General features: G+C 67.1%; 8 protein-coding genes. 4 read left to right on the top strand and 4 right to left on the bottom strand.

Annotation, left to right across the window (positions count from 1 at the left end; all coding sequences use genetic code 11):
• Nucleotides 1–56: 56 nt before the first annotated feature.
• From ACIPQB_RS13500 to ACIPQB_RS13490, 3 genes are all read right to left on the bottom strand, one after another.
• A complete protein-coding gene (locus ACIPQB_RS13500; protein WP_446485757.1) occupies nt 57–1,733 on the bottom strand; it encodes a DUF5597 domain-containing protein in 1,677 nt (558 codons plus the stop codon).
• Between the two features lie 87 nt (nt 1,734–1,820).
• On the bottom strand, nt 1,821–4,730 hold the full coding sequence (gene galA / locus ACIPQB_RS13495; protein WP_446485756.1) for a beta-galactosidase GalA: 2,910 nt from the start codon (nt 4,728–4,730) through the stop codon (nt 1,821–1,823).
• Nucleotides 4,731–4,763: 33 nt separating this feature from the next.
• Nucleotides 4,764–5,630, bottom strand: coding sequence for a FadR/GntR family transcriptional regulator (locus ACIPQB_RS13490; protein WP_446485755.1), 867 nt, complete (start codon nt 5,628–5,630; stop codon nt 4,764–4,766).
• A gap of 809 nt (nt 5,631–6,439) precedes the next feature.
• Between ACIPQB_RS13490 and ACIPQB_RS13485 the strand changes: the two genes are divergently transcribed.
• From ACIPQB_RS13485 to ACIPQB_RS13470, 4 genes are all read left to right on the top strand, one after another.
• Nucleotides 6,440–7,192 (top strand): IclR family transcriptional regulator, encoded by a 753-nt coding sequence (locus ACIPQB_RS13485; RefSeq protein WP_446485754.1) that lies wholly within the window; start codon nt 6,440–6,442, stop codon nt 7,190–7,192.
• 290 nt (nt 7,193–7,482) lie between these two features.
• Nucleotides 7,483–9,231 (top strand): glycoside hydrolase family 43 protein, encoded by a 1,749-nt coding sequence (locus tag ACIPQB_RS13480; RefSeq protein WP_446485753.1) that lies wholly within the window; start codon nt 7,483–7,485, stop codon nt 9,229–9,231.
• Between the two features lie 253 nt (nt 9,232–9,484).
• Nucleotides 9,485–10,222: a FadR/GntR family transcriptional regulator gene (locus ACIPQB_RS13475; RefSeq protein ID WP_446485752.1), complete on the top strand. Its 738-nt coding sequence runs from the start codon at nt 9,485–9,487 to the stop codon at nt 10,220–10,222.
• 186 nt (nt 10,223–10,408) lie between these two features.
• The gene (locus ACIPQB_RS13470; protein ID WP_446485751.1) at nt 10,409–11,173 is read left to right on the top strand and encodes a FadR/GntR family transcriptional regulator; all 765 of its coding nucleotides are present in this window, start codon (nt 10,409–10,411) and stop codon (nt 11,171–11,173) included.
• Nucleotides 11,174–11,242: 69 nt separating this feature from the next.
• On the opposite strand, the gene ACIPQB_RS13465 is transcribed toward ACIPQB_RS13470, so the two are convergent.
• On the bottom strand, nt 11,243–12,349 hold the full coding sequence (locus tag ACIPQB_RS13465) for an alpha/beta hydrolase (RefSeq protein ID WP_446485750.1): 1,107 nt from the start codon (nt 12,347–12,349) through the stop codon (nt 11,243–11,245).
• Nucleotides 12,350–12,483: the final 134 nt, after the last annotated feature.

Raw genomic sequence — 12,483 nt, 5'->3', positions numbered from 1 at the left:
AAATCGCTCCACCGCCTGTGCTTTCTCACGCCCCTGTTCCGGGGCTTGGCCGATGGTCAGTTCGGATTGCCGACTGGAATGATCGCCGCGCCCTGGGCCGATCCGAACTTGATCCGCAGGACCTGCTGGCGATCGACCAGGTTGAGGCCGTAGTCGGTCTGGTCGCCGTTCCAGACCCGCCGGAAGATCCATTTTCCGTTCTCGAACCGGCCCTCCTCGACCCGCAGCATCTGGCCGCTGTCGGGCTTGGACGGCTCGAACTTCACGCGGGTGTTGAAGCCGGTCAGCAGGTAGTCGCCCGGACCAAGCTCGGCGATCGCCGCGCCGCCCACAGGCTGGGGATTGCCGGTCGGCTTGTCCGTCCCGAACTGCCATTGGCCGAAGGTGGCGACGGCGCGGTACGGGCCGAGCTCCATGATCTGGGTGTGGTTGGCCTTGGGATCGGTCGGCTCGGAAACGCCCCAGGTCTTGCCCGCGAACGCCAGGGCCGCCCACTCGCGCGCCATCGGCTCGAACAGGGTATAGTTGCGGGCGAACAGTTCCTGCTTGGCCGCGTCGAAGTCCTTGGCCCCGAGGGGGTAGTTGTAATAGCCGGTATCATCCATGCCGAACGGCGAGAAGCCGATCGCGCCCTTGCCGATGGCCGCGAAGAAATAGCGCGCGAACTCGGTGTCGTTGCCGGTTTCAGGCACGAAGAGCGCGTTGTCGGGCCGGGCGTAATAGTCCAGATAGGCCGTGTAGGCCGCGTGGTCGCGGACATAGATGTCCGGCGCCACCAGGTCGATCGACGGCGCGGCGGCCTTGTAGACGTCGATCACGTGATGCACCGGACCGCCGCTGGCGTAGGTCGCCGCCGGCTGCCGGCCGAAGGCCGAGGCCAGGGCCGCGTTCATGTACATCGGCAGCGGCTTGACCGCCTTGCCGGCCTTGGCGATCTCCTCGACATAGGCGGCGAACGACCAGGCGTTGAAATATTCGTCGGCGTCGGTCCCGAACACCGCCTTCCAACTGCCCGGCGACTTGCCAAGGCGCTTGAGCAAGGGGGCGGGAACCGGCCCGTCGAACAGCTTCTGGGCCGCGGGCGAGAAGTCCCGGACGCTGCCGTAGGAGCCGACCTCGTTCTCCGGCTGGATCATGATGATCGTGTTCTGCGGGTCGATCTGCCGGATGTGCTCCATCAGCTTGACGAAGGCGCGCTTGTCGGCCTCGAGGGTGTTCCGGCTGTGCGGCGACGGGACATAGTGCGGCTGGCCGCTGGCGGTCATCATCCGCGGGAACCGCTTGGTGTCGAGCTTGACCCATTCCGGCGTATAGGCCGGCCCGGTGTTCTTCCAGGTGCCGAACCACAGCAGCACCAGCCGCACCTTGTTGGCCCGGGCCTGCTCGACCAGCGTGTCCACGAACGAGAAGTCGAACTGACCTTCGACGGGCTCGATCTGCTCCCAGGCCACCGGCACCTCGACGGTGTTGGCGTGGATGCGCTTGATCGTGGGCCAGACCTCGGGCAGCACGTCCGGGTAGTTGCTGCTGTTGTTGACCTGGGCGCCCAGCATCAGGAACGGCGCGCCGTCGACGAACAGGGCATGGCGGCCGTCGCGGGTCACGATGCGCGGGACCGGGTTGGCCTGCGGCGCGTCAGCCGCCATCGCCGAACCGCCGGCGAAAGCCAGGACGAGGGCCGCCAGGCTGCTGGCGATGCGCGGCGACCGGTCACCTTGAATCGAAGTCCACATGCTCAGAAAACTCCAAGACCCCGCACGAACGGCGGGGTCGATCTGCTGGACGAGGGTTTGACCGGCCTCCCGGTCAATCTGCCGCGTTCACTCGCGCTCGGCGACGATCACCTCCGCGCTCATGCCGAACGGTTGGCCGGGGGCGACGGCCATCAGCACCGCCACGGTCCGCTGGCCCTCCTTCGCCGGCAGCGGCGCGGTCAGGGCTCCGGGCGTCGCGTCCGCCCTGGCCGCGACCTTGACGCCGTCGACATAGATCTCGGCCGGTCCGTTCAGGCGGCCGAACAGCAGCCTTCCGCCAGCCCGCCGCACCGTCGCCCGGGGCGTGAAGGTCGCGCGATAGAGGACGAAGCCGCCCTCGGGATCGGCGCCCTGCAGCAGTCCTGGCCTTACCCAGGTCCAGGAGTTCATGTCGTTGTCGGCCGGCCGGGTCGACGGGTCGGGACGAGCGCGTGTCACCGGCGAGACGCGCCAATCCGACAGGGTGGAGATGGGCGAGGTCCGCGGCTCCATCAGCCGGGCTCCGGGCTGGAGCGACAGCTGCGTCTGCGCCGCGCGCAACCCCGGCGCCGAGGCCGTCAGGCGCAGAACGCCGCTGGATCCGCGGTCGCTCTGCACGATCACCTGGGCCAGGCCGTTGAACAGGCTGCGGGCGTCGCCCTTCTCTGGTTCGTGGCAGTTGGGATCGCCATTGCCCAGGCCGATGATCCGGCCGTTGGCGATCTCGAAGGTCACCGGCAGGTTGGCCGTGGGAACCACCCTTCCCGCCTTGTCCAGGGCCTCGACGGTGACCGGCGCGGCGTCGGCGCCGTCTCCGGTCAGGACGGTCCGATCCGGCGTCAGGCGCAGGGCGACGGGCGGACCGGCGGTCTCGACGACCGCCTTCGACACCGGCTTGCCGCCGACATAGCCGATCGCCTCCAGGCGTCCGGGCGCATAGGGCACGGTCCAGGACGGCATGACGAAGGGGTCCACCGCCTGGCGCGAGATCAGCCGGCCATTGAGGCGCAGCTCGACCTCTTCCGCGTTGGTCAACGCCATCACCTTGATCGGCTGGCCCTCCTTGCCGGGCCAGGTCCAGTGCGGGGCCAGGTCGAGCAGCGGCCGGTCCTTGATCCACTGGGCCCGGTGCAGGAAGAACGCCATCTTCGGGAAGCCGCACAGGTCCATGGCCCCGAAGAACGAGCTGGCCGAGGGCCATTCGAACGGGGTGGGTTCGCCGCGATAGTCGATGCCCGACCACAGGAACGCCCCCGCCACGAACGGACGCTTGGCGATCGCCTCCCAGCCCTTGCGATGGGTGGTGCCCCAAGACGACGGCTCCTCGTCGTTCTCGGCCAGGATGTTGCGCGCGCGGTCGGTGAACCATTCGCCCCGGGTCATGAACGCCGAGGTGTCCTCCGAACTCATCATCGGCAGGTTCGGATGCTCGGCGTGGAACCGGTCGTAATTGTCGGACTGATAGTTGAAGCCGACCACGTCGACGGCCTGGGAGACGTTGATCGGGTTGAACATGCCGTCGTTCATCGCGGCGGTGACCAGGCGGCTGTCGTCCAGCCGCTTGACGGCGGCGACCATGCGCCGAACCATCTGGTAGCCCGCCTCGGTGCCCTGCATCGGCTCTTCGTTGAACACCGACCACAGGAAGACGCTGGGATGGTTGCGGTCGCGGCGGATCAGCCATTCCAGCTGCCGCATATAGTCGGGACTGGGATTGAAGTTGCGGTTCTCGTCGAGGATCAGCACGCCGAGCCGGTCAGCCGCCTCCAGCATTTCCGGAGCCGGGGCGTTGTGGGCGCAGCGGACGGCGTTGGCGCCCATGGCCTTGACCCGGCGCAACCGGAAATCCCACAAGCTGTCGGGCACGGCCACGCCGACCCCGGCATGGTCCTGGTGCAGGCAGACGCCCTGAATCTTCAGCGACCGGTCGTTGAGGAAGAAGCCCTGGTCAGGGTCGAACCGCAGCGCGCGGAAGCCCGTCGAGGTGATCGCCTCGTCGACCACCTTGCCGGCCTGCATGACGCGGCTGCGCACCGTGTAGAGCGCCGGATCGTCGACCGACCACAGGCGGGGAGTCGCGACCTCCAGCACCAGCCGGGCCTCGGCCTGGTCCAGCGACGGGACCTCGGCGGCGACGCGCCCCGCGCCCACAACCTTGCCCCAGGGGTCGACCAGCTGGGCCTCGACCTCGACCGCCTCGGCCTTGGGCCCGATATTGCCCAGGGTGGCGACGACCGGCAGGGTCCAGCGCCCCGCCCCGTCCCGCCGCGGGACGGCATGGACGCCGTCGTCGGCGATGTGCACGGCCGCGCGCTTGGTCAGCCAGACGTGGCGATAGATGCCGCCGCCCTCGTACCACCAACCCTCCATGAGGTCGGCGTCGACCCGCACGGCGATGCTGTTGAGTTCGTCGCCGTAGCGGGCGAACGGGGTGATGTCGATCTGCAGAGCGTTGTAGCCGCTCCAGTTGTGGGCCACGACGCTGCCGTTGAACCAGACCGTCGCCTGGGTGGCGATGCCCCCGAACTCAATGGAAAGTTGCTTGCCGCGATCGGCGGGGTCCAGCCGCAGGGCGCGGCGATACCAGGCCTTGCCGCGTGGACGATAGCCCTGCGCCAGGTTCTCGTCCTTGTCGAACGGTCCCTCCACCACCCAGTCGTGCGGCAGGTCGAGTTCGCGCCAGTCGCTGTCGTCGTATTCGGACGAGGCCGCGCCCTGGGCGTTGCCGGCCTTGGCGTTGGCGTAGGACCAGCCATGGCCCCGGATCTTCGGAAACGGCACGTCGCCCAGGTGGAAACGCCAGCCCTGGTCCAGCGACGATCGCTCGCCGGGCGCCTTGAGCTGCGGCCGCGGATAGGACCGATCGGCTCCGGCGGCGACGCTCCCCGCACCCGCCCAGCTCACGCCAGGTCCGACGCCGGCGCTGGCCAGCGCGACCGCTGAACTCGTCCACAGGAAACGACGACGGTCCAGGTTCATGTTGCTGGTCTCACTCACGCTTCTTAATCTTTGTCTCTGCCGCCGGACCGCTCAGCCGATGACGTCGCGCATGGCCGCGGCGGCGCCCGCCTCGTCGCCGTCGCGGATTGCGCAGAAGACCCGACGCATCGCCTTGGCGCGGGACGCCGTCGATCCCCGGCTCCGGCGGGCGTCCAGCAGCAGGTGAGCCTCGATGAGGCCCGACAGGGAGCGCATCACGGGCCGGTCCGACGCCGCGCAGACGGTCAACCGGAAGACCCGCTGGATGACCCGGGCCGCCGTGTCGGATGGATCGGCCGCAAGGTCCGACAGGCATTGCCGCAGGGCCTCCAGGTCGTCGAGCGAGCGCCGCTTGGCCGCCCGGCGCGCCGCTTCGCATTCGAGCCCCAGGCACATCGCCCGCACGTCTTCGCCGAACACCGGGTTCTCGCCAGCCCCGAGGCGCCAGCGCAGCACGTCGCGATCGAAGTGGCTCCAGTGCTCGGCCCTGCGGACCGTGGCCCCGACCCGCGTCTTGACGCTCAGGAAGCCCTTCGCGGTCAGGCCGCGGATGACCTCGCGCAGGAACGGCCGCGAGACCTGGAAACGGCGCAGCAGCACCATCTCGCTCGGAAAGCCGCTCACGTCATAGGCGCCGTCCATGATCTCCAGGGCCAGGACGCGCAGCATCTGGTCGTGGGCCGAACGCGGACGCTCCAGGCCCAGACCCGGCCAGGCGGACGCCGCCCCATCCCCCGGGCGCTCCTCCCGCCAAACCGCGCCCAGGAGCGCCTCGTCGGCCGGCGGGGCTCGGTTGCCGCCGCCACGGGCCTCGACACCACCAGGCTCGCCGGCGGGAAACACCGCCGGTCGGTGATCCCAGGCGCCGTTCACACCCGCCTCTTGCCGGCGCAGCGGTTCGCCTCCCGCGCCGCTCATCCGCCGCCCGCCTGCGCTGTCGCGCCCGACCGCGCCATGATTTTGCTGGCCGGGGCGGACGCGGCGGTCAGCCCTAAAATGCTCTGCTCGCGAAGCATTTGCCCTCCCCGGTTGCTTGCAGGGTCGTGACGCTCTCGATGCGTCAACTAGACCCGCGTCGACCCGCTGCCGAATGGCAACGTTGTCATCGCCCTTATGGGCCTACCGGATTGCCCGAAATTGGCAAGACAAATCCTCATACAATTAGCGAAATGTGGCGCCGATGCGACACATAGACGCTGACACCGGTGGCAAATCTCAGGCCAGCTGACGATACGGCTGGGCGAACCGCAAGCGGTTGCGGACCACCTACCTTATTGAATGATTTATAAATTTAGTTCTATAAAACGGCCTGACAGCGAGATTGAAAGTGGTCATATCTCGCCGACGTCGCAGGATCGTATTGGTCAGACAATTATGCGCCGAACTGCTTCCTGATACATATATGCGAGATTTGTATCGGCCTGGAGGTGATGAGGTCGACGCCCCCGTCAATGGGTCGTCCCGTCAATGGCCGCAATAAGATGGGCAGGGCCATCACCTAGGCGAACCGAGTTGAATGTTACCATGGCATTTTATTTGCGCAAAGTTTTTCGCCCACGCATTTCCTGAACCCAGAAAAACAATGCTCCAAGACTCCTGGACCAAGGTCCGTGCCCGATTGAGGCCCAGGGGCGGGCCTCGGAATACATGCGTCCTGCAAGCGTCTGGCTTGCCCGCGCGCGTCGCGAAAGCTAGAGCCTGAAGCCCCTGGCTTCGAAGGTCTCGCCATGCCGGATCGCAAGTACACCGCGCCCGCCCTGGAAAAGGGGCTGGATATCCTCGACCTGCTGGCGAGCCATGGTCAGGCCATGACCCTTTCCCAGATCTCCGTGGCGCTGGGAAAATCGGTCGGCGAGATCTTCCGGATGATCCACGTGCTGGAGTTCAAGGGTTTCATCGAGACGGTCCCTGGCGGAGAGGGCTATGCACTGACCAACCGTCTGTTCCGGCTCGGCATGGCGCGCGCTCCGGTCACGACCTTGCTGGAGGCGGCGCTTCCGCTGATGCGCGAACTGGCCGCGCGGGTCGAGCAATCCTGCCATCTGGCCCAGGCCTCGCGCGAGCAGATCGTCGTCGTCGCCCGGATCGAGAACCCCGGATATTATGGCTACTCGGTCCGCACCGGCCACCGCCGCGACATCGTGCAAGCCACCTCGGGCATGGTGCTGTACGCGTTCCAACCCCCGCCCGTGCAGGCCCGGTGGCGGGAGGTGATCTTCGACGGCGTCCCGGAAGCCGAGCAAGCTGCGTTCCTGGCCCATGCCGAACGCGTGGCCCAGCAGGGCTATTGGCGAGCCGAAAGCGACCTGGCGCCGAACGTCATCGACATCTCGTCGCCGATCGTGGCCGACGGGACCGCCGTGGCGGCCCTGACCATGCCCTACCTCTACAAGCGCGGCGTACGATCGGTCGACGAGACCATCGTCGAGGTGAAGGCCACGGCCGCGGCGATTTCGCGCGAAATCCAAGGCGTCACCTGAGCGCCGGTCCCGCCCTCGCCAACTTTTACTCGTGAATCAATCTATCGGCGACCCGTCCCTCCACCACGAACCGGATCCTTTTCCCGCCTCGTCATGGCGGCCACAGCCGTTGGCGACCGCCGTTGAACTTCGGCCGACTGCGGCGCTTTCCCGAAAGTTAGCGCTACCATTTATCGCCTCGCCGATTAGGATCACCGCGGGTTTGGCTTGAGACCGACGCCCCGTCCGGCTGTTCGCCGGACGTAAGAACAGCTGCGATTTCAATCGCGGCGTGAGGAGGGAAACGCCAGATGATCCGACAAAGTCTCTTCGCCCTTTCCCTGCTGGCCGCCGGCGCCGCCGAGGCTCGCGCCCCGATCGAGGTGGGCGAGCGGCCGGTCGATGTTCGACCGACCGGCCTGGAGGCGAGCTTCGACTGGTTCGAGTACACGGGCGCCGATCCTTCGGACGCCGCGTTCAAGCCAGCCCCGACCCAGTACGCCAACCCGATCCTTAAGGGGACCTACCCTGATCCGGCCGTCATGCGCGTCGGCAAGGACTTCTATTTCGTCAGCTCGACCTTCGCCTGGTTCCCGGGGCTGCCGGTCTTCCACTCCACCGACTTGGTGCACTGGAACCAGATCGGCAACGCGATCGATCGCCCGGGCATGCTCGACTTCAAGCGCCTGGGCCTGTCACGAGCGGTCTTCGCGCCGACCCTGAGCCATCGCGACGGCGTCTTCTATATTCTGAACACCTGCGTCGACTGCGGCGGCAACTACCTGATCACGACGAAGGATCCCAAGGGTCCCTGGTCGGATCCGGTGTGGCTGCCGGCGGTCGAGGGCATCGATCCGTATCTCTTCTTCGACGACGACGGCAGCGCCCTGATCGTCTTCAACGGCGCGCCTCCGGGGCCACCCGAATATAAGGGCCATCGGGCGATCTGGGCGATCGGCTACGACGTCAAGACCCAGAAGACCGTCGGCGAGCCCAAGCTGTTGCTCGACAAGGGCGTCAACCCCGCGGCCAAGCCCATCTGGCCCGAGGGACCGCACATCCTCAAGAAGGACGGCTGGTACTATCTGGTCGCCGCCGAGGGCGGCACCGCCGAGGGCCACAGCCAGGTGGTCCTGCGGTCAAAGAGCCCCTGGGGACCGTACGTTCCCTATGCGAACAATCCGATCCTGACCCAAAGGGGCCTTCCCAAGGACCGTCCGCTTCCGATCACCTCGGCCGGCCACGCCACGCTCGTCGACACCCCGGACGGCAAGTGGTGGGCGACGTTCCTGGCGGTGCGGCCCTATGGCGACGACCTCTACAACACCGGCCGCGAGACCTTCCTGCTGCCCGTCACATGGAAGGACGGCTGGCCCGTCATCCTGGAGAACGGCAAGACCATCCCCTACGTCCAGACCAAGCCGGACCTGCCCGCGACGACGCCGACCCCGCCGCCAACCGCCGGCGCCTTCACGGCTCGCGAGGAATTCAACGGCAAGGCCCTGCCGCTCAGCTGGGTCACCATGCGGATTCCGCAGCAGCGCTGGTGGCGGCTCGACGGCGGCAAGCTGATACTGACCGCGCGCCCCGAAACGATCGGCGGCATGACCCAGCCTTCGTTCTGGGGACGTCGTCAGCAACATATCAACGCCAGCGCCTCGACCCTGATGCGGTTTCGTCCGACCAAGGTTGGCGACAGGGCCGGCATGGTCGCCGTTCAGAACGACGACCATTTCTTTTTCCTAGGTCTGATCCGAGATGCCGGCGGTCGGGACAGGATCGTGCTTGAGCGCCGCGCCGGCGCGAAAGATTCCATCGACGGGGTAGAGGTCGCGAGCGCTCCCGTCGCCCTGAAGCCCGGCGCCCCGATCCGGCTGAAGATCACCGCCCGCGGCGGCCTCTACGATTTCTCCTACGCGCTCACGCCCGGCCAGTGGAAGACCCTGAAGGCCGGCGAGGACGGAACGATCCTTTCGACGAAGACGGCGGGAGGCTTCGTCGGCGCGTTGCTGGGGGTCTACGCCCACAGCGCGGAGCCGGGCGTGGCCCAAGGTCAATGAAAGGGAATCCTGCACACGTCTGCGTCCGCCCGACTTTCCCGCTCGTTCGACAAGCACGCCTGAAGTCTGACCTTTGAGGGCGAGATGGTTCAGGAGCTTCCTCAGCAACGAGGCCGGAGAGCCATAACCCCAATATTCTAAGGTGCTGTGCTCCAGAGGAGACGACGCCCTGGCCGCCAAATTGCCTGACAACTTGCCAAGCCTCACTGGGTTACGCTTATAGATCGCTTCGAATCCCAGGAGCCTCACGCCCATGCCGTTGGACGAGTCGGACGACAAGTCGATCAAGCGATCGGCGAGAGGGTCCGGCCGCCGCCTGCGCGGCGCCATCGCCCACTATCTCGGCACGGCGATCGTTTCGGGCCAGATCGCGCCGGGAGAGAAGCTGACTGGCGAAATCGCCAACGCCGAAGCGCTCGACGTCTCGCGGGGCGCCTATCGCGAGGCGGTCCAGGTGCTCACGGCCAAGGGGCTGGTGGAGAGTCGCCCCAAGGCGGGCACACACGTGCTGCCGCGCAGCCGCTGGAACATTCTGGATCCTACGGTCCTGGCCTGGGCGTTCGCCGCCGAGCCAGACCTGGCCTTCGTTCGCGACCTTTTCGAGCTGCGCGCCGTCGTCGAACCGGCCGCCGCCCGCTTCGCGGCCGAACGGCGTGACAAGGACGACATCAAGGCGATGAAAGAGGCCTTGGCGAAGATGAGGCGCCACACCTTGGCGACCGAAGCCGGCCGGGCGGCCGACCGCGCGTTTCACGACGCGCTTCTGCGCGCCACGCACAACAGCGCGATGATGGCGTTGAGCGCCAGCATCAGCGCCGCAGTGAGCTGGACCACCGAATTCAAGCAGCGCTCGCGCGCCCTGCCCCGCGATCCGGTGCCGGATCACGTCAAGGTCTGCGACGCGATCGCGGCTGGCGATCCCGACGCCGCCGGCGCGGCGATGCGAGCGCTGGTCGACCTCGCGCTCGACGACACCCGTTCAGCCATGTAGGCGCGCAACGGCGTCGAGAGGCCCGGCTCAGGCCCGCCGAAACCGATGCAGGCCCCTCCATCGTCACGTTGGCCCCGGCGCCACTGTGGGGATTTTCTCTTGCAAGATTATTCTCACTAATAAAAAGTCACTCAGACCAAGCTCGGCCGCGCCGCGCATTTTTGTCAGAGTCGTTTCGGAACCTTGATGCCGTCGTTCGCTCCTCTGCGGGCCGCCCAGAACAGTCCGCTCGGGCGGCGAGCGCCGCATCGGCTGGCCTATGCATTGATGGGCCGCATCAAGACCGGAGCCCTTCGTCCTGGGGAATGGCTGCCGACCGAGCGGGAGTTGCGCCGCGAATTTCCGGTCAGCCGGACGGTCCTGCGCGAAGCCTTGATCATCCTGGAGTGCCTGGGCCTCATCGAGTCGCACCATGGCGCCGGCAGCCAGGTGATCGGTCGCGAGCCTAAAAGCCGCTTGGGCCCCGTCTCGGTGGATATCATCGCGCTGCTGGAAGCCTGCCGCGCCTTCGAGATCGAGGCCGCCAGCCTCGCCGCCGGTCTCAGTGAGGCGGACGGGATCTCGCCCGCCCCGCCCCGCCCTGGCGCATCGGGCCCGATGACCGTCGCCCTCTGTCGCGATTTCCACGTCGCCCTCGCGCAAGCGACCGGCAACCCGGCGATTTGGGCCTCGATCCGTAACCTCTGGGACCTTGCCGCGACGAGGCCGGCCTTTTGCGGCCCTTTCAATGCTGCGCTCACCCGCGCCGACCGCGGCCTTCGCCTATTGCAGCGCCGGGTGGTTGAAGCTGTCGCGACGCGCTCGCCCGCCGCGGCCCGCCAGGCTGTCGATGCGCTGTTCGCCGGCTATCTCGCCGCCATCCTCGACTTCGAGGAACGGGAGCATCCCATCGCAGCGCCCGCAAAGCCGCCGACAATCGATGGCCGGCGGCGGATGGCGCCGAACCGGTAGCCTTCATCCTGAGCCTGTCGAAAGACGAGGGCGGCGCCCACCATGCTAACGCCTAACTGTCCGCGGCTTCTACCGTCCCTGAAACGCCAGGTTCTTGCTGAAGAAGGGCAGCACATGATCCTGGAACCGCCGCGCCACGTCGCTGGTGTGGTCGCCGGGATAGATCTCGAAGCTGTTGGCGACGCCATAGCGGTCCATGGCCTCATGCAGCTTGGCCGCGTCGACCTTCAGGCCGTCGCGGTCGCCGACGTCGATGGCGATCGCCTTGTAGCGGCGCAGGGCCCCCACATACTGATCGACGAACGCCAGCGGAGCATTGGCCGCCCACTTGGCCAGCACGTCAGGTCGGACCTGGCCGTTCTCCACGGGAAGGTCCAGATAGAGCGGCGGCTTGTCGGGATTGGGCGACCAGGCCGCCGCTGTCGCCAGTTGAGCGCGCTGGCCCCAGGAAAGCTTCTGCGCGTCGTCGAGCGTCTTGACCTGGGCGAGGGCCGTCGCCGCCTCGGCGTTGAACTGGCCAGGATCGCGCGGCGACAGGCAGCAGGGGCTCATGATGTAGAGCGCGCCGAACACGTCGGCATGACGCATGCCGATGCGGCTGGCGCCGTAGCCGCCCATCGAATGGCCCACAAGACCCCGGCTCTCACGCCTGGGCACGGTGCGATAGTGGCCGTCGATATAGCTGACCAGGTCCCTGGCGATGAAAGTCTCGAAATCGCCCGTCGTCTGCGAGCTGGAGTACATCGATCCATTGTGGACCGTCTTGCTGTCGGGCAGCACCACGATCATCTCGCCCGCCCCGCGCGCGAAGGCGCCTTCGATAGTCTGGGGAACGCGAATCTCGCCGATCCATTGCTCGGCGCCGATCGAATAGCCATGCAAGGCGTAGACGACCGGATAGCGCCGATCGGGATGACTTCTGTAGCCTGGCGGCAGGACGACGAGTACGTCGCGATCGGCGCTCTCGCCTTCCAGATTGCCCTCGATGGCGACGGAATGGACCTTGATCCGTTCGATTGTCACAGGCTTGGCGCCGGCGACCGGCGGCGGCGCGTTCGTCGTCACCTGGGCGTCCGCCGCCGCCGGAACGGCCAGGCCGAACGCCACGATCGCCGCCAGGCGAGCACAGGCGCGAAGACCGCGGGCCCGCCCGCCCCGGATGTCACAAACGATCATTCCATCCTCCCCGTCGCACATCTTGACATTGCATGCGGCGACTTGTTAGCGCTACCATCTGTCGGCTTAAGGACGACCATGTCAAGGCAGGCCAGAGAGGTCCGAGCCGCCTTTCCGGAACCGGCGCCACCGGC

The sequence above is a fragment of the Caulobacter sp. LARHSG274 genome (assembly GCF_052871235.1).
The sequence above is the reverse complement of the archived record's forward strand: the minus strand, read 5'-3'. Positions and strand labels throughout refer to the sequence as shown.